The following is a 23,529-nucleotide window of genomic DNA, read 5'->3' on the forward strand; positions in this document are numbered from 1 at the left end:
CGGCATCCTAACCGTCCATGTGGTCGCTGCACCAGAGCAGGAACTCGCGCTCATTGAGCGGATGGGTGAACAGGAAACCCTGGGCGTAGTCGCAGCGTTCCGTACTGAGGAATTCCAGCTGGTCCTGGTATTCAACGCCTTCGGCGACCACCTTCAGCCCCAGGCTGTGGGCCATGTTGATGATGGCGCTCACCAGCGCGGTATCGTCGGAGTCACGGTTCAGGTCGCCCACGAAGGATTTGTCGATCTTGAGCGTATCGAAGGGGTAATTCTTGAGATAGCCCAGGGCGGAGTAACCGGTTCCGAAGTCATCCACCGACAGGCGCACCCCCATTTCGTCGAGGTCGCGGAGCACGCGGTCCGTTTCCAGGTTGTTGTCCAGGATCAGCCGCTCGGTGATCTCCAGTTCAAGATACTGGCCTTCCAGGCCGGTTTCCTGCAACGCGGCACTGACCGTTTCCACGAAATGCGGATCCCGGAACTGGCGGGGCGACACGTTCACCGCCATGATCACGGGGTCCCCCGTCTGCTTCTGCCAGCGGCTGACCGTCCGGCATGCCTCACGGATCACCCAGCGGCCGATGGTGATGATGAGCCCGGTTTCCTCGGCCAGCGGAATGAAGCGGTCCGGGGGCACCATGCCGAGGGTGGGGTTATTCCAGCGCAACAGGGCCTCAGCGCCCATGATGCGGCTGTCCCCGAGCCGCAGTATGGGCTGGAAGCGCAGCTCGAATTCCTGCATTTCCAGTGCCCGCCGGAGCAGGCTCTCCGTCTGGAGTCGTTCCTGGGAGACTTCCTTCATCTCCGGCGCGAAGCGCTGGAAGGCGCTCTTGCCCCGGTTCTTGGCCTCGTACATCGCCGCATCCGCGTTCTGCAGCAGGTTGGTGCTGTTCTCCCCGTCACCGGGATAGATGGCGATACCAATGCTGGTACTTACAAACACTTCCTGACCGGCGATATGGAACGGTGGCACGAAGGTCTGGAGGATACGTTCAGCTACCTGTTCAGTGGCCCCGGGGGAGGCCAGGGTGGGCAGGATGATCAGGAACTCGTCGCCACCGAGACGGGCAACGGTGCTGGTGCCGCGCAGACAGGCGGAGATCCGGCGCGAGGCCTCAATGAGCATGTTGTCGCCGGCATCGTGGCCCATGGTGTCATTGACGTGTTTGAAGTTGTCCAGGTCCAGGAACATGACGCCCACCATGGTCTGGTCACGCCGCGCCTGTGCCAGGGCCAGCTTGAGGCGGTCGAGCGCCAGCATCCGGTTGGGCAGGCCTGTGAGGATGTCGTAGTTGGCCTGGCGCAGGAGCTGCTGTTCGTAGCGTTTGCGGATGCTGATGTCCTCGCCGAGGATCAGGTAATGGGACGGGTGCTCGTCGGTATTGCGGATGGGGGTCACCACCACCTGTTCCCAGAAACGTTCGCCGTTGTCCCGCGTGCGCTGCATCTCGCCCTGCCAGACGCCTACCCGCTGGACCTGCAGACGGACGTTGTTCCACAGCTCACGGTTTTCCTCCTCACTGAGGGTATCCGCGGTGAGGAAGGCCGGATGGTGGTCGATAACCTCCTCCATACGCAGGCCGGTGAGCTGCAGGAACTTGTTGTTGGCGTATTCAATCTGCCAGGCGCGGTCGCAGATGATCACCGATGACGGGCTCTGTTCCAGGGCCAGGGAGAGCTTGCGGATTTCCGCCTCGTCCGCTTTCTGGCGCTCCAGGTCCTCGCGCATGCGTTCGCGCATGCTGTTGATGGCTTCGGTGACATGGTCAAGCTCATCCTGGCGCCGGGAGGGTCGGGAATGCCGGTCCAGTAACAGGGGTTCGTCCAGATTCTGCAGCGTGAACCGGCGAGCGTAGTTCGCCATGGTGGTGAGGTGGCGTGCCACAAAATAGTGGAAGATCCAAAGCAGGAGCAGTGACAGGAAAAAGGTGCGCAGCGACTGGGTGGCAAGGATGACACGAACGTTGCGCCTGAGGTTCGCCCAGGCCCCTTTTAGGCTGGCGGTGACGGTCACATGCCCGAGGTTTTCGCCGTCATGATCGAGCTCGAATTCGTGGGTCGCCGTGCTGTTGTTCTCCGGAAGGCTCCCTGCGCGGATGACACCGTCAGGCTCCATTTCAACCTTTGCATGGGCAATGTCCGGCAGGCTGGTAATGCCTTCCAGCTGCACCTTGATCAGCTCCTGGTCGATGGCCCAGGCACTGCTCGCGAGGCTGTTGCGATAGCCTGTTTCGATTACGCTGAGACGCTGTTCGATGCTGGCGACATCCGAGCGATAGCTGACCCAGATCTGTACCGCCGCGGCAACCAGCGTGAAAATCGAGCTGCACAGCACGATCAGCCCCAACAGTCGCAGAGAGAGGGGCGAACGGATAATGGGACTCCGGGACCAGGACAGGGGATTATGCATGGGGCGGCGGCTCGACTCCGGTTTGGTCGGGGTTGGGTTGCCGGACGTTAATACTATAGCAGTAAGGGCATGGGTCGTCGCCTGAGCCGGTGTGGCTGCGGACGGTGTGACTGAGAAGGGAGTAACAAAAAGGAGGGAAAAAATGGCGTCCCGTAGGGGACTCGAACCCCTGTTACTGCCGTGAAAGGGCAGTGTCCTAACCACTAGACGAACGGGACGTGACGCCAATGCGTTACAGGATGCGCACTTTAGGGAAGCCAGCGCGGGCTGTCAACCGTTATCTGAGTCGGATTGGGTAGCCGGGCCCCGGAGGCAGGCCTTGAAGGTTGTTCCGATCCCGCGTAGTACCGTTGCCGCATCCGTCTCCCGGTAGCGCTGGAACAGGGCCTCCGCGACCGGCCTGTGGCGGGGTGACAGCTGTTCGCGCACCTCCTCCAGCGCTCCACCGGCGAAGGCGGCCAGGGCGATTTCATAACGGATCTTGTTCTCACCGGCACAGCGGTAGAACAGGTCTTCCCGTGTTCCGGGCTCGGGCGCCCCGCGTGCCTCATGCACCTGGCGGGCGCAGCGGGCAAAGCGGGCATGGATGTTGGAGTAGGTGCCGGCCGGGCCGCCCTCATCCAGGGCCCTGTGCAGCTGATCTATACGCCGGGCACCGGCATCGCTCAGCCCGGGCAGGGTATCCCTCAGAATGGAAGGGGACAGGCCCTGCTCCATGAGCTGCACGGAGGTGATGTACTGGCTTGCGATCAGGCCGCAGGCCTGATAGCTGGCTCCGTCGAAGGCCGTTCCGCTGTTCGCGCGCTCCGCGGTGGCCGGCAGGGCGAGGGCGACCAGCAGCCCCACCAGTATGAGCCGGCCCGCACGGGTCATCCCACGGCCTCGGTCAGCGCCTGTTCCACACTGGGATACTGGAACACGAACCCGGATTCCAGCAGCCGCGCCGGCCGTGCTTTCTGGCCAGTAAGCAACAGGCGCGCCATCTCCCCGAGTGCCAGCCTGAGCGCCACCGGTGGTACCGGAAGGCAGGCGGGGCGATTCAGGACCTGTGCCAGCGCCCGGGTGAACTCGGCATTGGTTACGGGTTCCGGCGCGGTCAGGTTGAAGGCGCCACTGAGCTCGGGCGAATCAAGCAGGTGGATCAGCCCCTGAACCATGTCCTGCCGGTGGATCCACGGCATGTACTGGCGGCCATTGCCAAGGCGCCCGCCCAGTCCAAGGCGGAACAGGGGCAGCATCTGCTGCAGGAAGCCACCGTCACGGCCGATGACAAGCCCGGTACGCGACAGACAGACCCGGGTATCACCGCTCAGGCGAGTGGCGGATGCTTCCCATGCAGCACAGAGGCGGTGAGTGAACTCGTCACGGGGTTCCGTGGCCTCGGTGACATCCGCTTCGCCCTGGTCCCCGTAGTAGCCCACGGCAGACCCTGAAATCATGGCTTCCGGGAGGGCAGCGCGGCGCTGCAGCTGTGACACCAGCTCATCCGTAAAAGCGATGCGGCTGTCCCAGAGGGTCTGTTTGCGCTTCTGCGTCCAGCGTTTCTCGGCGATGCCTTCACCCGCGAGATTGATCACGGCATCAATGGTTGGGATGGTCGGCACTTCGTCCAGGCTGTGTATCACCTGGACGCGGCCGCAAAGGCGCTGGACTTCGGCGTCATCGCGCCGGCTCAGTACCGTCAGGCTGCGGCCTTCGTAGTGGAGCTGATGGCAGAGCAGCTGGCCGATAAAGCCGGTGCCGCCGGTAATCAGGATGTGCTGGTTCATAGGGTTCTCCCGCTGGGTTCGATCCATGCTGAACCGGTCTCAATAGTGGCATCGGCAGGGGCGGCAGGCCAGGAAAAGGTTCACGATTCCCGCATAGCCGCGCCTGCTGTACGTTGATATCCTCCTGTTATGTTCGAATGGCCCTATATTCTGGATTTCTGGTTCGGTCCCCTGGATGACGAAGGGGTGCCCGGCAAAGCGTACCGTGAACAGTGGTTCACCGAGAGCCGGCGTTTCGACCGGGCCATGCGGCGGCGTTTCTCCTCCATGGTCCTGCTGGCTTCCGAGGAAGGGCTCGATCACTGGCGTAACGAGCCCGGTGGCGCCCTTGCCGAGATCCTGCTCCTGGATCAGTTCTCACGCAACATCTACCGCCGTACCGCCATGGCATTCCGCAATGATCCCCTGGCGCAGCGTCTGGCACGTGAAGGTGTGGCCCAGGGGCGTGAGCTCGCGCTCCCCCGCATCCAGCGGGCATTCTTCTATATGCCGTACCAGCACGCCGAGAACCGTGAAATCCAGCGCGAAGGGGTTGCACTCTATGAGCAGCTGGAGAAAACCGCGGAGGGGCGCCTGCGGGATGTGCTGAGCGCGTTCCACCGGAGTGCATGCGAACACGCGCAGATCGTCGAGCGTTTCGGGCGTTTCCCGCACCGCAACCAGGTACTTGGCCGCCGGAGCACGGCTGCCGAAGTGGCGTTCCTGGAAGGGGGCGCCACCTTCGGCCAGTAGACGGTGGCGGCAGCAGGCAGCCCTATAACCGCCGGTTCCAATGAAAATCGAAAATCGTCTATGCAGGCCATTGTTGATTGATGCGCTGTCGCTTATTCTTTGCGCGCTCAATTAAACCGCTCAATATACCTTTTGTGAATATCCTTTTCAGGACTAACCGGGAGTTTTCCGACGATGCCCAATGATTCCGTAGTGACCCTGAAGGCCCGTTTGGGGCTGTGGTTCAGTGTGCTGGCGATGGCGCTTCTGCTGGCTGGCCCCGCCTCCGCTCAGGACCGGGAGCTTCTGAACTCCTCCTACGACATCGCCCGTGAACTCTTCGCTGAGTACAACAAGCTCTTTGCCGAGCACTGGGAAGAGAAAACCGGCGAGACGGTCAGCATCAAGCAGTCGCATTCCGGTTCGTCCAAGCAGGCCCGTTCGATTCTGCAGGGCATGGATGCGGATGTGGTGACCTACAATCAGGTCACCGACGTGAACATTCTCGCTGAGCGCGGCAATCTGATCCCGGAAGACTGGGCATCACGGCTGCCCAACAACAGCTCGCCCTACTACTCGACCATGGCGTTCGTGGTGCGCGAGGGGAATCCGAAGAACATTGAGAACTGGGATGATCTGGTGCGTGAGGACGTGGAACTGATCATGCCGAACCCCAAGACTTCCGGCAACGGCCGCTACTCCTATCTGGCCGCTCTGGGGTATGCCCAGAATGAATTCGGGGATGACCAGGAGCGGATCGATGGCTTCATGAGTGACCTTCTGGGCCATGTGAAGGTGTTTGACTCCGGTGGCCGCAGCGCCACCACCACTTTCGTCGAGCGTGGTCTGGGGGATGTGCTGATGACGTTCGAGTCCGAGGCAATGAACATCCCGGAGCTCAACCCGGAGGAGAACCTTCAGGTAGTGGTTCCCGAGGTGAGCTTCCTGGCCGAGTTCCCGGTTGCCTGGATCGATGAGAACATTGAGAAGAAGGGCAATGAGAAAGTCGCCAAAGCCTATCTGGAACATCTCTATTCCGAAGAGGCCCAGCGCATGCTTGCAGGCTTCAACTACCGGGTGCACAACGAGACCGTGAAAGAGGAAGTGGCGGATCAGTTCCCGGACGTGAAGCTGATGCCCATCCAGGAGATTGCCGGCGACTGGCAGAACGCCATGGAGACGCATTTCTCCAGTGGCGGCAAGCTGGATCAGCTTCAGCGCCGCTAGGAGTACCCGTCTGATCCATGGCTGACACCGACCAATCGGTACGTCCGCGGCGCGCGGGCGTGCCTGTTTCCAGACGTGTGCTGCCGGGGTTCGGCCTGAGCCTCGGCGTTACGCTGTTCTTCATCAGTCTTGTGCTGCTGCTGCCGATCTCCGGGCTGGTGATCCACACCGCGGGCATGGGCTGGGAGCAGTTCTGGTTTGTCGTGACCGACCCACGGGTGGTGGCCTCCTTCAAGGTCACTGTTCTGGCGGCACTTGCGGCCTCGCTGTTCAACTGCGTGTTTGGTCTGCTGATGGCCTGGGTGCTGGTGCGCTATGAGTTCCCGGGCAAGCGCCTTCTGGATGCCATCATGGACCTGCCGTTCGCTCTGCCGACGGCGGTGGCGGGTATTACCCTGGCGACCCTTTTCGCGGAGAGCGGCTGGTACGGGCGCGTCCTGGCGGAGTTCGGCATCGAGGTTGCCTACACGCCGCTGGGGATTGTCGTGGCCATGGCCTTTACCAGCGTGCCCTTTGTGGTCCGCACGGTTCAGCCGGTGCTGGAGGAACTGCCGCCTGAGGACGAGGAGGCGGCGGTCAGCCTGGGTGCCTCCGACTGGACTGTATTCCGCCGCATTCTGTTCCCGGTGCTGTGGCCGGCGCTGGTGACCGGAGGTGGTCTGTCATTCGCGCGCAGCCTTGGCGAGTATGGCGCCGTTGTGTTCATTGCCGGCAACTCCCCCTATGTGAGCGAGGTGATCAGTCTGATGATCTTCGTGCGCCTTGAGGAATATGACTTCGCGGCGGCCAGCGCCATTGCGTCGGTTGTCATGGGCGTGTCGCTGCTGTTGCTGCTGGCCATCAACGTCTGGCAGGGGCGTTACCTGAAGCGTCTGCACGGAGGTCGGGGATGAGTGCGAAGCATCACCGCGTCGGTGATGGACCTGTGATTCGCCGGATCCTGATCGGGCTGGCCGTGGTCCTGACTGCCCTGTTTCTGTTCATGCCGCTGGTGGTGATCTTTACCCAGGCTCTCGCCCAGGGGTGGGCCGGCTACATTGGCAACATCCTGGATGAGTACACGCTTCATGCCATCGGTCTGACCCTGTTTGTGGCGCTGCTGACTGTGCCGCTGAATACTGTGTTTGGGGTGTTTCTGGCATGGCTGGTGACGCGCTTCAGCTTTCCCGGGCGCCGGCTGCTTGCAACCCTGATCGACATTCCCTTTGCGGTGTCGCCGGTGGTCGCCGGGCTGCTGTATCTGCTGCTTTACGGCAGCAACGGCTGGGCAGGGCAGTGGCTCGGGCAGTATGACGTAGAGCTGATGTTCGCCTGGCCCGGCATCGTGATGGTGACGGTTTTCGTGACCTGCCCCTTCGTAGCCCGGGAACTGATTCCCCTGATGCAGCAGCAGGGCCGGGATGAGGAGGAGGCTGCAGTGGTGCTGGGCGCCAGCGGCTGGCAGCTGTTCCGGCGTGTCACGCTGCCCAACATCCGCTGGGCGCTGCTCTACGGGGTGATTCTCACCAATGCCCGGGCCGTTGGTGAGTTTGGGGCAGTGTCTGTGGTTTCCGGCAGCATTCGTGGCGAGACCAACACGCTGCCATTGCATGTTGAGCTGCTGTACCAGGATTACAACATTGTGGGGGCATTCACCGCGGCTTCCCTGCTGGCTGGCATTGCACTGATCACGCTGGCCGTCAAAACCATTGTGGAATGGCGTCAGAGTCGGTCTGAGGAGTTCTGATGACGATCGAAATCGACGGGATCAACAAGTCTTTCGGACAGTTCCAGGCGCTGCGCGACATCGACCTGGCGATTCCGGACGGTCAGCTCACGGCGCTGCTGGGGCCTTCGGGCTCCGGCAAGACCACGCTGCTGCGCAGCATTGCCGGGCTTGAGAACCCGGACCGCGGGCGCATCCTGTTCAGCGGCGAGGATGTGACAGGCCTGCATGTGCGTGAGCGGCGTGTTGGCTTCGTGTTCCAGCACTATGCGCTCTTCCGCCATATGACCGTATCCGAGAATGTGGCCTTCGGACTGAAAGTGATGCCGCGCCGCGAGCGCCCCTCGAAACGGGAAATCCGCAGGCGGGTACGTGAGCTGCTGGAAATGGTCCAGCTCGATCACCTGGCCGGGCGCTATCCCGCCCAGCTCTCGGGTGGCCAGAAACAGCGTATTGCTTTGGCAAGGGCCATGGCCAAGCGCCCCGAGATCCTGCTGCTGGATGAGCCTTTTGGCGCCCTCGATGCGAAGGTCCGCAAGGAGCTCCGGCGGTGGCTGCGCTCGCTGCATGACGAGCTGCATTTCACCAGTGTGTTCGTCACCCATGACCAGGAGGAGGCGCTGGAGCTCTCTGACCAGGTCGTTGTGATGCGTCAGGGGAGGGTGGAGCAGGTGGATTCGCCGCTGGCGCTCTATTCGCAACCGGACAGCCGCTTTGTGTTCAATTTTCTGGGGCAGGTCAACGCGCTTTCCGGCGCGATCTCCGGGGGCGTGCTGCGTCAGGGAGAGGCCTGGGTGAGACTGCCCGAGAGCTGTGATGACGATGACGCTGAGCTCTACCTGCGCCCTCACGAAGTGAGGTTGACCCAGGAGCCGTCACGGGATGCCCATCTGCCATTCCGGATTGAGGCGATCAACGTCATCGGCGCCGAGGTGCGCGTCGAGCTCAGGCCGGATGGCTGGGAGTCCGAGGAACTCTGGGAAGTGGGCATCACCCACAGCGCGTTCAATGCCCGCCAGCCCAGGCGCGGCGACCGCTGCTACGCGGTGCCGGATGTGGGCCACCTGTTCTGCGATCACCTGAGTGAGCCGAAAACCCTGAGCTGGTATGAATCGGCCGGGTAGCTCACAGGTTCAGTACGATCTTGCCGACGTGTTGGGCGGAGGTCAGGTGGTTCAGGGCCTGCGTATACGCCATCCCGTCGAACTCACGGTCGATGACCGGTGTGACTGCGTTGTGCTCAATGGCGTTGCAGAGGTGCTCCAGTGTGCTGGTAGGCCCCGCCGCGATACCGCGCACCCTGGCGTGGGCCTGAAGGATCTGTAGCGGGTTGATCTGCCCCTGTTTCCCGCCCAGGTACCCGATCACATTGATCTGGCCGCCGACGGCCAGGGCTGAGAGTGACTGGGCGAAGGTGCCGGGGCCTCCCACCTCGAGGATGTGATCGACTCCATGACCGTCCGTCGCAGCGATGACCGCATCAGCCCAATCCGGCGTGCTGCGGTAGTTGATGGTTGCTGTGGCGCCATGGTGCCGGGCGAGTGCGAGCTTGGCATCGCTTGAGGACAGGACAATGGCCTGGGCACCGTGCATCCGCGCGATCTGGAGGGCAAACATCGAGACACCACCGGTGCCCTGTACCAATACCCGGTCACCCGCTCGGATGCTGCCTTCAGTGACCAGCGCCTGCCATGCGGTGACCCCGGCGCAGGGGAGGGTGGCGGCCTGGGCGAAATCAAGATGTGACGGGGCTTTGACCAGACCCTGCTGTGGTAGTACACGGTATTCGCTCAGCATGCCATCCAGTGGACCGCCGAGTGTTTCCGCGCGTAGTGAATCGGCCAGCGGCCCCGAGTGCCAGCCCTGCCAGAAACTGGCAATAACAGGGTCACCGACACGGAAGGCGCTGACACCCGGCCCTGTGTCCACAACCTCGCCAGCGCCATCCGAGAGCGGGATCAGACCAGGCCCGTAGACAGTGTGGTACTGGCCATTGATGACCTCCCAGTCGCGGTAATTGAGCGATGCGGCCCTGACCCGGATCAGCACTTCGCCATGGCCTGGGGTAGGGGTAGCGCAGGTGTGGGTTTCAAGGTTGTCCGTGCCGAATGATGAGCCGAGGCGGATCTGTTTCATGATGGTGGTTCCCGTGTCGCGAATGAATGGAGCGGTTATACAGGTTGTTGTGCCGCCTGCGCCACTGATCCAGCGTCTTCAGTACGCATGCTTCATGCCATTTTCCGGTTACCGGACTTCATCTGTGAAAACAGCGGGCTGTGGACAGTGAGGGCAGCGAGGGAAACGGTCCGGCCTTCAGGCCTGAAAGGCTGGGGTTCGAAATGAAACAGGACACCCTTTGCGGGTGGATAATCTGAAAAGATCTATTGACGCCCGGCTGCGCATGAGTACAATACACATCCGTTGTTGGGGACAAGGCAGCTCCCGACAGACAAGGCGGGAATAGCTCAGCTGGTAGAGCACCACCTTGCCAAGGTGGATGTCGCGAGTTCGAATCTCGTTTCCCGCTCCAGATTCCCCTCAGAAGCCCGGCCCAGTGCCGGGCTTCTGTGTTTCCGGCCCTCCGCTGCGTTCACTGAGCTACACTGTGCGGAGAATTCCTTGCCCTTCGGAGGCTCCTATGGCAGGACTGCTCGATAACGTGGACCAGCGCACGCGTCTGGTTGGGCGCAACCGGCTGGAACTGCTGTTGTTCCGGCTTCATGGCCGCCAGCTGTTTGCGATCAATGTGTTCAAGGTCCGCGAAGTCATCCGCATGCCGAAACTCACGGCGATCCCGCAACGGCATCCGGTCGTGGAGGGTGTGACCCATCTCCGTGGTACCACGGTTCCGGTGATCAACCTGGGGGCGGCCATTGGCATGAAACCCCAGGAGGTCAGCGACGACGCAAGCCTGATCATCACCGAGTACAACCGCCGGACCCAGGCGTTTCTGATTGGCGGGGTCGAGCGGATTCTGAACATGAACTGGGAAGAGATTGAATCACCGCCGAAAACCACGGGGCGGGGGCATTATCTGACCGCGATCACCCGCCACGAGGAGAAGCTGGTGGAGATCATTGATGTGGAAAAGGTGCTGTCCGAGATCGTGCCCTATACAACCTCGCTTTCCGAAGGACTGGTGGATGACGAAGTGATCGCCACGGCTCAGGGCAAGCGGATCCTGGTGGTGGATGATTCCCCGGTGGCGCTGAACCAGGCGCGTGATACCATCGAGCAGCTTGGTATCGAGGTGGTTACTGCGGGCAATGGCGCCGAAGGGCTTGCACGGCTGCAGGCCATGGCACAGAACGGCGAAATCGACCAGCTTCTGATGGTGATCACCGACGCCGAAATGCCCGAAATGGATGGCTACCGCCTGACCACCGAGATCCGTGAGGATTCACGGCTGAAGCATCTGCATGTGGCTCTGCATACCTCGCTGAGCGGGGATTTCAACCAGGCCATGGTGGACCGCGTCGGCTGTGACGACTTTCTTTCCAAGTTCCGCCCTGACGAACTGGCGGAGCTTGTCCAGAACTATCTGCGCAAGGTGTCTGACACTAATTCATGAGTACCGTTCTCACACTGGATTCCATCCAGCTCGCCTTTGGCATGCAACCCCTTCTGGACGGCGCGAATCTGCGCATTGAGCGTGGCGAACGCGTGGCGCTGCTCGGGCGCAACGGTGAAGGGAAATCCACACTGCTGCGCCTGGTGACCGGCGAGCTGGAGCCGGACGCCGGCCAGGTTGTCGTGCCCGAGGGCATGCGGGTGGCCGAGCTGCCCCAGGAACTGCCCGAGAAGCGGGATCTGACCGCCTACCAGGTGGTGGCCCAGGCATTTCCGGAGACAGGGCGGCTTCTGGAGCGGTTCAATGAGCTTTCCATGACCGCCAGCAACGAGGATGACCTGCAGCAGATGCAGCAGGTCCAGGAACGGCTCGAGGCACTGGATGGCTGGCTCTACGATCAACGCATCCGCACGGTCCTGGAGCAGTACCGGATCAACCCGGACGCGCGCCTGGATACGCTCTCGGGCGGCTGGCAGCGCCGTGTGCTGCTGGCAAAGGCCATGGTTACCGATCCCGATCTGCTGCTGCTTGATGAGCCCACCAACCATCTGGATGTGCCCGCCATCCAGTGGCTTGAAGGCGCGCTGGCCCAGTTCCAGGGCGCGGTTCTGTTCGTGAGTCACGACCGTGCCTTCATCCGTGCCATGGCCACCCGTATCATCGAGCTGGACCGCGGGGCACTGACGTCATGGCCGGGGAACTATGACCAGTACCTGGACGCCAAGGATAAGGCACTGGCGGATGAAGAGCGCCAGCGTGCGGAGTTTGACCGCAAACTGGCTCAGGAGGAGCGCTGGATCCGTCAGGGGGTGAAGGCCCGCCGTACCCGTAACCAGGGCCGGGTGAAAGAGCTGGAGGCGATGCGGGCCGAGCGCCGCCAGCGCCGTGAACGCTCCGGTAAGGCGAAGATCGAGGTGGAGGATGCCGGTCGTTCCGGTAAGCTGATCGCCGAGGCCCAGCAGGCCGGCTTTGCCTGGAACTCGGAACAGCCGCTGATCCACAACCTGGATTTCATGCTGCTGCGGGGGGACAAGATCGGCGTGATCGGCGAGAACGGCTCGGGCAAGACAACGCTGCTCAAGCTCCTTCTCGGCGATCTCGACCCCACCGAAGGCCAGATCCGCCGCGGCACGCGTCAGGAAGTGGCCTACTTCGACCAGCTGCGCGGCAAACTGGATCCGGAAAAGACCGCCTTCGAGAACCTCAGTGAGGGGCGTGAGACCGTTGAGGTGAATGGGCGCAGCCGTCATGTCATGGGCTATCTGCAGGATTTCCTGTTCACACCGGAGCGGGCACGCACCCAGGTGCGGATGCTGTCGGGTGGTGAGCGGGCGCGTCTGCTGCTGGCGAAGCTGTTCAGCCAGCCCGCCAATATCCTGGTGCTCGACGAGCCGACCAACGACCTGGACGTGGATACACTCGAGCTTCTCGAAGCCCAGCTGGTGGAGTTCAAGGGGACCGTGATCGTGATCAGCCACGACCGGGAATTCCTCGACCATGTCGCCGGGAGCGTACTGTTTCTGGACGGCCTTGGTGGTGTGCACGAGACCATTGGTGGCTTCAGTGACTGGCGCCGTGAGGGCGGTCAGTTCCCGGCGGAACAGCCGGCAGTATCCGGAAGTGGAAGCGGGCGCCGCAGCGACTCCGGTGCAGGGGGCAACCAGTCCTCGGGCAGTCGCGCGGCGCCGACCTCGGGCTCAGGCTCAGGGTCTGGAGGGAATAAGCTCAGCTACAAATACAAGCTGGAACTGGAGCAGCTGCCACAGCGTATCCGGGACCTGGAGGCACGTATCGCGGAGCTGCACGAGCAGGTCTCGGAGCCGGATTTCTATCAGCAGGACAATGATACGGTCCAGCGGGCGCTTGGCGAACTCTCGGAGCAGGAGTCCGAACTTGAGTCCGCCATGGAGCGCTGGGTGGAACTGGAGGAGATGGCCAGCGGCTGATCAGCCGCCGATGCGCACCGCCAGCACGTCGCAGGGCGAGCCGTGCAGTACGGAGTTGGCGGTGGAGCCCAGCAACAGCTGGATACCGTGACGGCCATGGCTGCCGATCACGATCAGGTCGGAACCCCGTTCCTCTGCCTGCCGGCGTACTTCCGAGCCGGGCCGGCCAACCACCACGTGCCGGTTGTCGGGGCCAACTCCGTGCTCATCACCATAAGCATCCAGCTTGCTGCGTGCATTGTCTTCAAGCTGCTGCTGCAGGTCACTGAGATCCAGGGGCAGATCGCCGCCATAGGCGTAGCCCACGGGTTCCACCACATGCAGCAGATCCAGGGTTGCGGCGTTGCTCTCCGCCAGCCGTTTCGCCTTGCCCAGCACTTCCGGTGCCTCTTCGGTAAGGTCGATGGCAACCAGGATGCGTTGATAGTCACTCATGGTGGGTGTTCCTCCGTGGGTCTTCAGGCTGATTTGAGGCGTTCAATGGTCTGCTCCAGGCTCTCGATGATACTGGTGGAATAGCGGTTGATCACGAACGCCACGTTCTGTTCATCATATTCGATGTAGGAGCCACGGATGAAGCGCCATTTGCTGTTGACGTCCGACAGGGTGGCATCGATCTGCTGGTTGTCTCCTACACGCTCGCGGAGCTTCTCCAGGCTGCCCTCAAACTCCCTGGCCAGTTCGTCCAGTGGCTGCTCTGAATCGGCACCCTGGAAAACCTGGGCGACGGATGAGGAAGAGCGCGCTGAGTAGCGGGTGACCATCAGGGCCATGGTGATGGAGGCTTCCCGGGCGAGCTCCAGATCGGTGACGGTAGGGGTGGCCTCCTGGCCGGCCACCTGGTCATAGAGCTTTTCGGACAGCACGCTCAGGTTCTGCGCCTGGTTGGCCATGTCCGACAGCAGCCGCAGGTCCGGGTAACCGGAACCACGCACGTCCTCGATGTTGGTGTCCATCTGGTCCTCGAAGCTCGCATAGGCGCCGCGCAGGTCCTCGAGCTCGGAGCCGGTGAGCGATTCGCCGGCCAGTTCGCCGATCTCGCCGAGCAGGGCGTCCGAGCGTTCCATGTTATCGTTGATCTCGGAAACCAGTTCCTCCTCAGGGTCCATGCTGTAGTTGTAGTAGTCGTTCAGGGCCATGAAGTTGCGCAGACGGAAGCGGTGAATCCGGTCAAGCAGCTGCTCCGCCATGGCTTCGGTTTCGTTTTCCGCCTCGCTGCTGCCGTCCGCCTGCTGACTGTGGGCGGGCAGAGCGCCCAGCGCAAGAAGCGCCAGAGCAAGGAAGCTGGTCAGCAGACGTGTTCGAAGGGTGCCTGTCATCATGTCGGGTTGGTCTCCGCCTTTGTTGTCTGTGTTCTGGATTCTGGCCACAGTGTAGCAAGCTTTCACATTCTTCCAATCCGCAGGGCGGCGCATCTGGGGGCCATGTCGCAGGATGGCGGTGAATAAACAAATTGACAAACGCTCGGTTTTTTTTCATCGTTGGCGCCGGATTCAAACGACTGTATGAATTTGGATCGCGCTACGGCCAGCGACGTACCAATCACAACCTGGAGAACAGTTGATGATTTACGAAGGTAAAGCCATCACGGTTAAAGAGATCGAAGGCGGTTTTGCACAGCTCGACTTCGATCTGACGGGTGAGTCTGTCAATAAGTTCAATCAGCTCACCATCGGGGAGCTCGGCGAAGCGGCCGAGGCCCTCGAAAAGCAGAAGAAGCTCAAGGGTCTGGTGGTTACCAGTTCCAAGGACACCTTCATTGTGGGCGCGGACATCACGGAATTCACCGAGCTGTTCGCGGGCCCGGAAGAGGACCTCGTCAACAACAGCCTCAAGGCCAACCGGATCTTCAACAGCATTGAGGACCTTCCTTTCCCGACCGTGACCGCGATCAACGGTCAGGCACTGGGCGGCGGTTTCGAGATGTGCCTGTCCACGGACTTCCGTGTTATGGACGAGAAGGCGAAAGTCGGGCTGCCGGAAGTCAAGCTCGGCATCTTCCCCGGTTTCGGGGGCACAGTGCGCCTCAGCCGCCTCATCGGTGCGGACAACGCCATCGAGTGGATCTGCATGGGTGGCGAGCAGAAAGCGGACAAGGCGCTCAAGGCGCACGCAGTGGATGCGGTGGTGAAGTCCGACCAGCTGGTGGATGCCGCCGTTGATATCCTGAAGGAAGCCAACAGCGGCAAGCTGGACTACCAGGCGCGTCGCGAGGAGAAGACCGGCAAGCTCAAGCTCAACTCCATGGAAAGCATGATGGTGTTTGAGACGTCCAAGGGCTATGTCGCCGGCCAGTCCGGCCCCAACTATCCGTCACCGGTGGAAGCGGTCAAGGTCATGCAGAAGCATGCCGGTATGACCCGCGACAAGGCGGTTGAGGTTGAGGCCAAAGGCTTCGCCAAGATGGCCAAGACCGGCACTGCGGCCTCCCTGGTCCAGATCTTCCTGAACGATCAGGATCTGAAGAAGAAGGCCAAGGACTACGAGAAGCAGGCTAACCAGGTGAAAATGGCGGCCGTTCTCGGTGCCGGCATCATGGGTGGTGGCATTGCGTACCAGAGTGCGCTCAAGGGCACGTCCATCATGATGAAGGACATCAACCGCGACGGTATCAAGCTGGGCCTCGACGAGGCCAAGAAGCAGCTGAGCAAGCGCGTCGAGAAGGGCAAGATGAGCGCCGACCAGATGGGTGATGTGCTCAACAACATCCATCCGACGCTGAATTATGGCGATTTCGGTGATGTGGACCTGGTGGTCGAGGCCGTGGTCGAGAACCCCAAGGTCAAGGATTCGGTACTGCGTGAGACCGAGGACGTGATCGGCGAGGACAAGATTCTTACCTCCAACACCTCCACCATCTCCATTGACCGCCTGGCGAAGAACCTCAAGCGCCCGGAGAACTTCTGCGGCATGCACTTCTTCAACCCGGTACACATGATGCCGCTGGTTGAGGTGATCCGTGGCGAGAAGACCAGTGACAAGGCGGTCGCGACTACCGTTGCCTACGCCCGTGCCATGGGCAAGAGCCCGATCGTGGTCAACGACTGCCCCGGCTTCCTGGTTAACCGGATCCTGTTCCCGTACTTCGGCGGCTTTGCACGCCTGGTACGCGACGGCGCCGACTTCCAGAAAGTCGACAAGGTGATGGAGAAGTTCGGCTGGCCCATGGGCCCGGCCTACCTGCTGGACGTGGTGGGCATGGACACCGCCAAGCACGCCAACGAAGTAATGGCTGAAGGCTTCCCGGATCGCATGAAGGATGAGCACAAGAGCGCCATCGATGTGATGTTCGAGAAGGACCGGCTGGGGCAGAAGTCGGACGTTGGTTTCTACCAGTACAAGCTGGACAAGAAAGGCAAGCAGCAGAAGGTTGTGGATGAGTCCACCTATGATCTGCTCAAGCCGGTTGTTCACAACAGCCAGGAGTTCACCGACGACGAGATCATCGAGCGCATGATGATCCCGCTGTGCATCGAGACCGTGCGGTGCCTGGAAGACAACATCGTGGGTACGGCCGCCGAGGCGGACATGGGGCTGGTCTATGGCATCGGCTTCCCGCCCTTCCGTGGTGGTGCGCTGCGCTATATCGACGACATTGGCCTGGACGCGTTCTGCCAGATGGCAGACAAGTACAAGGACCTGGGTCCGCTTTATCACCCGACCGATGGCATGCGTGAAATGGCCAAGGCCGGCAAAAAGTTCCATGGCTGATCGTTGAACAGATTTCCGAACGGAGAAAATCTATGAGCCTTAATCCGAGAGACGTTGTCATAGTCGATTGCGTGCGGACGCCGATGGGCCGTGCCAAGAATGGCTGTTTCCGCAATGTGCGCGCCGAGGACCTGTCCGCGGCGCTGGTCGAAGCACTGTTTGACCGCAATCCGAAACTGGACCCGAAGGAAGTTGAGGATGTCATCTGGGGCTGCGTGAACCAGACCAAAGAGCAGGGCCTGAACATCGCGCGCCAGATGTCGCTGATGACCCGCATTCCCCACGAGGCGGCGGCACAGACCGTGAACCGCCTGTGTGGCTCCTCCATGAGTGCGCTGCATACCGCCAGCCAGGCGGTCCAGACCGGGAACGGGGAAGTGTTCGTGATCGGTGGTGTTGAGCACATGGGTCACATTCCCATGGAGTCCGGCTTTGATCACAACCCAGCGTCATCCAAGTATTCCGCCAAGGCGTCCAACATGATGGGCCTGACTGCGGAAATGCTGGCCAAGATGCATGGCATTACCCGGGAGCAGCAGGACCAGTTTGGTGCACGGTCCCATCAGCGTGCCTCGCAGGCCCGTGAAAACGGCGGGTTTGATAATGAAATCGTGCCCGTCGAAGGTCACGATGAGAACGGTTACCGTAAGCTGATCGAGCAGGACGAAACCATCCGGCCGGAAACCACGGCGGAAGGCCTGTCCGAGCTCAAGCCGGCGTTTGATCCGAAGGATGGCACAGTCACCGCGGGCACCTCGTCCCAGTTGACCGACGGTGCTTCCAGCATGCTGGTAATGTCCTACGAGAAGGCCAAGGCACTGGGCCTCAAGCCCATCGCCAAGGTCCGTGCGACCGCTGTGGCGGGCGTGGATCCGGCCATCATGGGCTATGGCCCGGTTCCGGCGACCAAGAAGGCCCTGAAGCGGGCTGGTCTGAAGGTCGAGGACATCGACTTCTGGGAGCTGAACGAAGCCTTCGCTGGGCAGTCACTGCCGGTACTGAAGGATCTCAAGCTGCTGGACGAGATGGACCAGAAGGTGAACCTGCACGGCGGCGCCATCGCGCTAGGCCACCCGCTGGGCTGCTCCGGTTCCCGCATCTCCACCACGCTGCTGAACGTCATGCAGCAGAACGAGGGTACCCTGGGTGTCGCCACCATGTGTGTCGGCCTGGGGCAGGGGACGGCCACCGTCTTCGAGCGGCTCTGATCCGCTTCCAAGCCCTCTTGAGCCCGGCCACGCGCCGGGCTTTTTGTTTGTGGTCACTTGACCCGCCATGACCCAATCCCTATATATTGTCGCCACGTCCATGGTCGGCGCCATGGTCACCACACTGTTCTGAGGAAGATTTCGCTGTTATGGGTAAAAGTCTGGTAATCGTGGAGTCCCCCGCCAAGGCCAAGACCATCAATAAGTACCTTGGTGATGACTACATCGTGAAGTCCAGCGTGGGACATATCCGCGATCTTCCAGTGAGTGGTTCCGGCAACCGTAAAACGGACCCCAAGGAGCGTGCCCGCCAGGCTGCGGAGACACGCAAGATGGATCCCGAGACCAAGGCCCGCTACAAGCAGCAGAAGGCCCATGATCAGCTGATCCGGCGCATGGGCGTGGACCCGGAGAACGACTGGGAAGCCCATTACGAGATACTCCCCGGTAAGGAGAAGGTGGTCAGCGAACTGCAGCGGCTGGCGAACAACGCCGATGCGGTCTATCTGGCCACGGACCTTGACCGCGAAGGGGAGGCCATTGCCTGGCACCTGAAGGAGGCCATTGGCGGTGACGACGACAAGTACCGTCGCGTGGTGTTCAATGAGATCACCAAGCGTGCCATCCAGGGGGCCTTTTCCGAACCCACGGACGTGGACACTCACCGGGTTGAGGCACAGCAGGCACGCCGGTTCCTGGACCGTGTGGTGGGCTATATGGTCTCGCCGCTGCTGTGGAGCAAGATTGCCCGTGGTCTTTCCGCGGGGCGCGTCCAGTCCGTGGCAGTTCGGCTCATCGTTGAGCGCGAGCGTGAGATCCGCGCCTTTGTACCCGAGGAATACTGGGAGCTGGATACACTGCTGACACCGCCTGAGCAGAAGAGTGTGGGCATTCCGTTCGAGGTGGCAAAGTATGGCGACAAGCCCTACAGGCCCACGAACGAGCAGCAGAGCAATGAGCATGTTGAGCGCCTGAGGGCACTGGCGGAGGATGAGCAGGCCTTCCGCGTGGCCAAGCGCGAGGACAAGCCCACCAAATCCCGGCCCTCGGCCCCGTTCATTACGTCCACGCTGCAGCAGGCGGCAAGTAACCGCCTTGGTTTCAGCGTGAAGAAAACCATGACGCTGGCCCAGCGCCTGTATGAGGCCGGCTACATTACCTACATGCGGACGGATTCGACCAACCTGAGTCAGGATGCGATCCAGTCCGCGCGCGGTTATATCCAGGCCAGTTTCGGTGATGATTACCTGCCCGAGAAGCCGCGCTATTACACGTCCCGTGAAGGGGCCCAGGAAGCGCACGAAGCGATTCGACCGTCGGACGTCAAACACCGGGCCCAGGACATCAGCGGTCTGGAGAAGGACGCCGAACGGCTCTACGACCTGATCTGGCGCCAATTCGTGGCCTGCCAGATGACTGACGCCGAGTTCCTGAGCACATCCGTGACCGTGGTCGCAGGGGATTATCAGCTGAAGACCCGGGGCCGGATCATCCGGTTTGATGGTTTCCAGAAGGTGGCGCCGTCCTCCGGGAAGAAGGACCAGGATGTGGTGCTTCCGGATATTGCCGAAGGCGACCGCCTGATCCTGAGCGAGCTGACTCCGAGCCAGCACTTTACCAAGCCAACGCCACGCTACACTGAGGCGTCGCTGGTCAAGGAACTTGAAAAGCGCGGGATCGGACGGCCCTCAACCTATGCCTCCATCATCTCGACGATCCAGGAGCGCGGCTATGTGCGCCTGGAGAACCGGCGTTTCTATGCGGAAAAGCTGGGGGACATTGTTACGGACCGGCTGAACGAATCCTTCTCCAACCTGCTGGATTACGATTTCACGGCACGCATGGAGGAGGAACTCGACGAGGTTGCCGAGGGCCGGGAGGACTGGAAGCAGGTTCTCAATGAATTCTACGAGCGCTTCTCGAAGCAGCTCCAGCAGGCGGAGTCCACGGACGGTGGCATGCGCACCAACGCGCCTACGGACACGGACATCGAGTGCCCGGACTGCGGCCGGCACATGCAGATCCGTGTTGCCAGCACCGGGGTCTTTCTGGGGTGCTCCGGCTACTCGCTGCCGCCCAAGGAGCGCTGCAAGAAGACCATCAACCTGATTCCCGGTGACGAGGCGGTCAGCGCGGATGAGGATGACGACGGCGAGGGTGAATCCCGCCTGCTGCGCGAGAAACACCGCTGCCCGAAATGTGGCACGGCCATGGACAGCTACCTGATCGATGAGACCCGCAAGCTGCACGTGTGCGGTAACAGCCCGGATTGTGATGGCCAGGAGCTGGAGTACGGCAGTTTCCGCATCAAGGGCTATGAGGGCCCGACGCTGGAGTGCGACAAGTGTGGCAGTGAGATGCAGCTCAAGAGTGGGCGTTTCGGGAAGTATTTCGACTGCACCAATTCGGAATGCAAGAACACGCGGAAACTGCTGCGCAATGGGGAGCCGGCGCCCCCCAAGATGGACCCGATCCCGATGCCGGAACTTCAGTGCCAGAAGGTGGACGACACCTATGTACTGAGGGATGGCGCCTCAGGCCTGTTCCTGGCCGCCAGCCAGTTTCCCAAGAACCGCGAGACGCGGCCGCCGCTGGTGAGCGAGATCAAGCCACATGCCGCGGAGCTGGATCCCAAGTACGCCTACATACTGGATGCGCCCGAGCGTGACCCGGAGGGGAACCCGACAACGGTGCGCTACAGCCGTAAGACCAGGGAGCAGTATGTGGCATCTGAAAAGGAGGGTAAGGCGACCGGGTGGCAGGCCTACTACCGCAACGGCCGGTGGGAGCCCCAGGAGAAGAAGAAATCCGGAGGCCAGGGCGGCAAGCGCAAGGCCAGCTGAAGGTGCCGTAGGAGCCTGCCTTGCAGGCGATCAAAGGTATCGCGAGCGAGGCTCGCTCCTACGGTGTATGTGGTAGGAGCCCGCCCTGCGGGCGATCCGTGGTACGGGGTCAGGAGTTTGCCCGCAGCCGCTCCAGAAGCGCTGAGGTATCCCAGCGTCCCCCGCCCAGGTTCTGCACGTCTGAGTAGAACTGGTCGACCAGTGCGGCAACGGGCAGGCTGGCGCCGTTGTTCCGGGCCTCCGCAATGCAGATGCCCAGGTCCTTGCGCATCCAGTCAACTGCAAAGCCGTGGTTGTACTCTCCCTCGATCATGGTCTGGGCGCGGTTATCCATCTGCCAGGACTGGGCCGCACCGCCACTGATGGCCTGCACAACCGATGCCGGGTCAAGCCCCGCCTCCTCGGCGAAATGAAGCCCTTCCGAGAGCCCCTGCAGAAGACCGGCGACGGTAATCTGGTTCACCATCTTGGTGAGCTGGCCATGACCCGCTTCCCCCATGTAATGCACGGCCTTGCCGTAGCAGTTGAGCACGGGCAGGGCCCGGTCGAAGGCGCCACGTTCGCCACCGCACATGATGGTCAGCTGGGCGTTTTCGGCACCCTTCTGGCCGCCGGAGACCGGCGCGTCCACCCAGCTGTGCCCGGCCTTGGCCGCCTGTTCCGCCAGTTCCCGGGTAACACTGGCTGACGCCGTGGTGTGGTCGATCAGAAGCGCGCCCTCAGGAGCATTAGCAATGATGCCGTACTCGCCGGTGTAGAGCGCTCTCAGATCCGGATCCGCCCCCACGCAGGTAACGACGGCATCCGCATCCACCACGGCCTGCCAAATACCTTCTGCGGTCTCGCCGGGGTAGCAGCGGGCCCAGTCCTGTGCCTTTTCTTCCGTGCGGTTGTAGACCCGCACACTGAATCCGTCATGCCGGGCCAGGTGCCCGGCCATGGGAAAACCCATGACCCCGAGTCCAATGAAAGCAATCTGCATGGGACGCTGCCTCCTCCTGCATCCTGAAACGAGAAAACCCGCTCGGGAGCGGGTTTTCGGGGGTGCTGTTACTCGCTGGGATAGTCGCGCTTGGTATAGCCGCTGTAGAGCTGGCGCGGCCGACCGATGCGGTAGTTGCCGCTGACCATCTCGTTCCAGTGGGAGAACCAGCCAATCGTGCGCGAGAGCGCGAAGATCACTGTGAACATCGAGGTCGGGATGCCGATGGCCTTGAGGATGATCCCGGAGTAGAAGTCGACGTTCGGGTAGAGTTTGCGCTCAATGAAGTACTCGTCTTCCAGAGCGATCTGCTCGAGGCGCTGGGCAATCCGAAGCAGCGGGTCATTCTCAAGCCCCAGCTCCTGAAGTACCTCGTGGGCGGTGTCGCGCATAACCCGGGCGCGCGGATCAAAGTTCTTGTAGACCCGGTGGCCGAAGCCCATCAGGCGGAAGGGGTCGTCCTTGTCCTTGGCCCGCTCGACGCAGTGTTCGACGTTGGATTCATCACCGATCTCGTTGAGCATGTTCAGGACCGCCTCATTGGCACCGCCGTGTGCCGGCCCCCAGAGGGCTGCAATGCCCGCCGCGATGACCGCGAAGGGATTGGCGCCGGTGGAGCCCGCGAGGCGGACCGTTGAGGTGGAGGCGTTCTGCTCATGGTCCGCGTGCAGGATGAAGATCTTGTCCATGGCCTTGGCCAGGACCGGGTTCACCTTGTATTCCTCACAGGGTACGCCGAACATCATGTACAGGAAGTTCTCGGCATAGCCCAGATCGTTGCGCGGATACATGAAGGGCTGGCCGATCGAGTACTTGTAGCACATGGCCGCGATGGTCGGCATCTTGGCGATCAGACGGTGGGCCGCAACTTCGCGCTCGTGCACGTCGGTAAGGTCCATGGTGTCGTGATAGAAGGCGGAGAGTGCCCCGACCACGCCGACCATGATGGCCATCGGGTGCGCGTCGCGGCGGAACCCGTTGAAGAAATGGCTCATCTGGTCGTGGATCATGGTGTGATTGTTGACGGTGCGGCGGAAGCGTTCATTTTCTTCGGCGGTGGGGAGTTCGCCGTGGAGCAGCAGGTAACAGACTTCGAGGTAATCGGCGTTGTTGGCCAGCTGCTCGATGGGGTAGCCGCGATGCAGGAGAACCCCGTTCGCCCCGTCGATGAAGGTGATCTTCGATTCGCACGCGGCGGTGGAAACAAAACCGGGGTCGTAGGTGAACCAGCCTTCCGTGACCAGATTTCTCACATCAATCACATCAGGGCCCTGTGTACCGGAATAGACCGGAAGTTCCAGGGTTCGGCCTCCGACCGAAAGCGTTGCTTTCTCGTTGGACATGGTGTTCTCCTGTCAGTTCAGCAAACCAGTGCTGGAGATGACGCACAGCGAACCCAAGTATCGCAGAAGATTGACCCGGACGTCACGGATCAGGCGTCGGGGT

At 61.6% G+C, this 23,529-nt stretch carries 18 protein-coding genes, 2 tRNA genes and 2 pseudogenes; 13 read left to right on the forward strand and 9 right to left on the reverse strand.

The genetic code is table 11. The features are described 5' to 3' along the window. Positions 1–7: 7 nt before the first annotated feature. From GLW01_RS11535 to GLW01_RS11550, 4 genes are all read right to left on the reverse strand, one after another. Positions 8–2,410 carry a bifunctional diguanylate cyclase/phosphodiesterase gene (locus tag GLW01_RS11535; RefSeq protein ID WP_160899147.1) on the reverse strand — a complete coding sequence of 801 codons (2,403 nt, stop codon included), beginning with the start codon at positions 2,408–2,410 and terminating at the stop codon, positions 8–10. Positions 2,411–2,553: 143 nt separating this feature from the next. Next, positions 2,554–2,628: transfer RNA gene (locus GLW01_RS11540), tRNA-Glu, on the reverse strand. Positions 2,629–2,680: 52 nt separating this feature from the next. Next, positions 2,681–3,283, reverse strand: coding sequence for a hypothetical protein (locus GLW01_RS11545; RefSeq protein WP_160899148.1), 603 nt, complete (start codon positions 3,281–3,283; stop codon positions 2,681–2,683). Beyond that, positions 3,280–4,179, reverse strand: a complete 900-nt coding sequence (locus GLW01_RS11550; protein ID WP_160899149.1) for a TIGR01777 family oxidoreductase — start codon at positions 4,177–4,179, stop codon at positions 3,280–3,282. Before GLW01_RS11550 ends, GLW01_RS11545 begins: the two co-directional genes overlap by 4 nt. Positions 4,180–4,308: 129 nt before the next feature. Between GLW01_RS11550 and GLW01_RS11555 the strand changes: the two genes are divergently transcribed. The 5 genes from GLW01_RS11555 (at position 4,309) to GLW01_RS11575 (ending at position 8,946) form a co-directional block, all read left to right on the forward strand. After that, a complete protein-coding gene (locus GLW01_RS11555) occupies positions 4,309–4,911 on the forward strand; it encodes a DUF924 family protein (RefSeq protein WP_160899150.1) in 603 nt (200 codons plus the stop codon). 174 nt (positions 4,912–5,085) lie between these two features. Further along, a complete protein-coding gene (cysP, locus tag GLW01_RS11560) occupies positions 5,086–6,117 on the forward strand; it encodes a thiosulfate ABC transporter substrate-binding protein CysP (RefSeq protein ID WP_160899151.1) in 1,032 nt (343 codons plus the stop codon). A gap of 17 nt (positions 6,118–6,134) precedes the next feature. Beyond that, positions 6,135–7,010, forward strand: a complete 876-nt coding sequence (gene cysT / locus GLW01_RS11565) for a sulfate/thiosulfate ABC transporter permease CysT (RefSeq protein WP_151440550.1) — start codon at positions 6,135–6,137, stop codon at positions 7,008–7,010. Next, positions 7,007–7,843, forward strand: a complete 837-nt coding sequence (gene cysW / locus GLW01_RS11570) for a sulfate ABC transporter permease subunit CysW (RefSeq protein WP_160899152.1) — start codon at positions 7,007–7,009, stop codon at positions 7,841–7,843. The genes cysT and cysW overlap by 4 nt, the downstream gene beginning before the upstream one ends. After that, positions 7,843–8,946 (forward strand): sulfate/molybdate ABC transporter ATP-binding protein, encoded by a 1,104-nt coding sequence (locus GLW01_RS11575; protein WP_160899153.1) that lies wholly within the window; start codon positions 7,843–7,845, stop codon positions 8,944–8,946. Before cysW ends, GLW01_RS11575 begins: the two co-directional genes overlap by 1 nt. A 1-nt stretch (position 8,947) precedes the next feature. Here GLW01_RS11575 and GLW01_RS11580 read toward each other — a convergent pair whose 3' ends face one another. Further along, positions 8,948–9,958, reverse strand: a complete 1,011-nt coding sequence (locus GLW01_RS11580; RefSeq protein ID WP_160899154.1) for a zinc-dependent alcohol dehydrogenase family protein — start codon at positions 9,956–9,958, stop codon at positions 8,948–8,950. A 318-nt stretch (positions 9,959–10,276) separates the two neighbouring features. Between GLW01_RS11580 and GLW01_RS11585 the strand changes: the two genes are divergently transcribed. The 5 genes and pseudogenes from GLW01_RS11585 (at position 10,277) to GLW01_RS15855 (ending at position 13,339) form a co-directional block, all read left to right on the forward strand. Beyond that, positions 10,277–10,352: transfer RNA gene (locus tag GLW01_RS11585), tRNA-Gly, on the forward strand. 108 nt (positions 10,353–10,460) lie between these two features. Next, complete coding sequence (locus GLW01_RS11590) at positions 10,461–11,393, forward strand: chemotaxis protein (RefSeq protein WP_160899155.1); 933 nt, start codon at positions 10,461–10,463, stop codon at positions 11,391–11,393. Between the two features lie 41 nt (positions 11,394–11,434). Continuing rightward, a pseudogene (locus GLW01_RS15845) lies at positions 11,435–12,268 on the forward strand (ATP-binding cassette domain-containing protein); the annotation flags it as partial. Next, positions 12,254–12,781: pseudogene (locus GLW01_RS15850) on the forward strand (ATP-binding cassette domain-containing protein); the annotation flags it as partial. The pseudogenes GLW01_RS15845 and GLW01_RS15850, both read left to right, overlap by 15 nt. Positions 12,782–12,931: 150 nt before the next feature. Next, a complete protein-coding gene (locus GLW01_RS15855; RefSeq protein ID WP_425356595.1) occupies positions 12,932–13,339 on the forward strand; it encodes a hypothetical protein in 408 nt (135 codons plus the stop codon). On the opposite strand, the gene GLW01_RS11600 is transcribed toward GLW01_RS15855, so the two are convergent. Both GLW01_RS11600 and GLW01_RS11605 read right to left on the reverse strand, forming a co-directional pair. Next, entirely contained in the window at positions 13,340–13,774 is a 435-nt protein-coding gene (locus GLW01_RS11600) for a universal stress protein (RefSeq protein ID WP_151440524.1), read from the reverse strand. 23 nt (positions 13,775–13,797) lie between these two features. Further along, on the reverse strand, positions 13,798–14,661 hold the full coding sequence (locus GLW01_RS11605; protein ID WP_151440523.1) for a hypothetical protein: 864 nt from the start codon (positions 14,659–14,661) through the stop codon (positions 13,798–13,800). 241 nt (positions 14,662–14,902) lie between these two features. On the opposite strand from GLW01_RS11605, the gene fadB reads away from it, so the two are divergent. The 3 genes from fadB to topA all read left to right on the forward strand — a co-directional run bounded on the left by fadB (position 14,903) and on the right by topA (position 21,101). Next, positions 14,903–17,050, forward strand: a complete 2,148-nt coding sequence (gene fadB, locus GLW01_RS11610) for a fatty acid oxidation complex subunit alpha FadB (protein WP_160899156.1) — start codon at positions 14,903–14,905, stop codon at positions 17,048–17,050. A gap of 32 nt (positions 17,051–17,082) precedes the next feature. After that, positions 17,083–18,258, forward strand: a complete 1,176-nt coding sequence (gene fadA, locus GLW01_RS11615; protein ID WP_151440521.1) for an acetyl-CoA C-acyltransferase FadA — start codon at positions 17,083–17,085, stop codon at positions 18,256–18,258. Positions 18,259–18,407: 149 nt separating this feature from the next. Further along, complete coding sequence (gene topA / locus GLW01_RS11620) at positions 18,408–21,101, forward strand: type I DNA topoisomerase (RefSeq protein ID WP_151440520.1); 2,694 nt, start codon at positions 18,408–18,410, stop codon at positions 21,099–21,101. 109 nt (positions 21,102–21,210) lie between these two features. Here topA and GLW01_RS11625 read toward each other — a convergent pair whose 3' ends face one another. Together GLW01_RS11625 and gltA are read right to left on the reverse strand one after the other, a co-directional pair. Further along, on the reverse strand, positions 21,211–22,083 hold the full coding sequence (locus tag GLW01_RS11625; protein ID WP_160899157.1) for an NAD(P)-dependent oxidoreductase: 873 nt from the start codon (positions 22,081–22,083) through the stop codon (positions 21,211–21,213). 68 nt (positions 22,084–22,151) lie between these two features. Further along, positions 22,152–23,426, reverse strand: coding sequence for a citrate synthase (gltA, locus tag GLW01_RS11630; RefSeq protein ID WP_160899158.1), 1,275 nt, complete (start codon positions 23,424–23,426; stop codon positions 22,152–22,154). Positions 23,427–23,529 lie beyond the last annotated feature (103 nt).

Source organism: Vreelandella halophila (genome assembly GCF_009856365.1).
Lineage (GTDB): Bacteria > Pseudomonadota > Gammaproteobacteria > Pseudomonadales > Oleiphilaceae > Halospina > Halospina utahensis_B.

Coding starts and splice junctions, on each gene's coding strand:
- GLW01_RS11600 (WP_151440524.1), bottom strand. CDS start 13,774: ATGAGTGACTATCAACGCATCCTGGTTGCCATCGACCTTACCGAAGAG.
- GLW01_RS11605 (WP_151440523.1), bottom strand. CDS start 14,661: ATGATGACAGGCACCCTTCGAACACGTCTGCTGACCAGCTTCCTTGCT.
- cysW (WP_160899152.1), top strand. CDS start 7,007: ATGAGTGCGAAGCATCACCGCGTCGGTGATGGACCTGTGATTCGCCGG.
- GLW01_RS11590 (WP_160899155.1), top strand. CDS start 10,461: ATGGCAGGACTGCTCGATAACGTGGACCAGCGCACGCGTCTGGTTGGG.
- GLW01_RS11625 (WP_160899157.1), bottom strand. CDS start 22,083: ATGCAGATTGCTTTCATTGGACTCGGGGTCATGGGTTTTCCCATGGCC.
- fadB (WP_160899156.1), top strand. CDS start 14,903: ATGATTTACGAAGGTAAAGCCATCACGGTTAAAGAGATCGAAGGCGGT.
- topA (WP_151440520.1), top strand. CDS start 18,408: ATGGGTAAAAGTCTGGTAATCGTGGAGTCCCCCGCCAAGGCCAAGACC.
- GLW01_RS11535 (WP_160899147.1), bottom strand. CDS start 2,410: ATGCATAATCCCCTGTCCTGGTCCCGGAGTCCCATTATCCGTTCGCCC.
- GLW01_RS11555 (WP_160899150.1), top strand. CDS start 4,309: ATGTTCGAATGGCCCTATATTCTGGATTTCTGGTTCGGTCCCCTGGAT.
- cysP (WP_160899151.1), top strand. CDS start 5,086: ATGCCCAATGATTCCGTAGTGACCCTGAAGGCCCGTTTGGGGCTGTGG.
- gltA (WP_160899158.1), bottom strand. CDS start 23,426: ATGTCCAACGAGAAAGCAACGCTTTCGGTCGGAGGCCGAACCCTGGAA.
- cysT (WP_151440550.1), top strand. CDS start 6,135: ATGGCTGACACCGACCAATCGGTACGTCCGCGGCGCGCGGGCGTGCCT.
- GLW01_RS11580 (WP_160899154.1), bottom strand. CDS start 9,958: ATGAAACAGATCCGCCTCGGCTCATCATTCGGCACGGACAACCTTGAA.
- GLW01_RS11550 (WP_160899149.1), bottom strand. CDS start 4,179: ATGAACCAGCACATCCTGATTACCGGCGGCACCGGCTTTATCGGCCAG.
- GLW01_RS11545 (WP_160899148.1), bottom strand. CDS start 3,283: ATGACCCGTGCGGGCCGGCTCATACTGGTGGGGCTGCTGGTCGCCCTC.
- fadA (WP_151440521.1), top strand. CDS start 17,083: ATGAGCCTTAATCCGAGAGACGTTGTCATAGTCGATTGCGTGCGGACG.
- GLW01_RS11575 (WP_160899153.1), top strand. CDS start 7,843: ATGACGATCGAAATCGACGGGATCAACAAGTCTTTCGGACAGTTCCAG.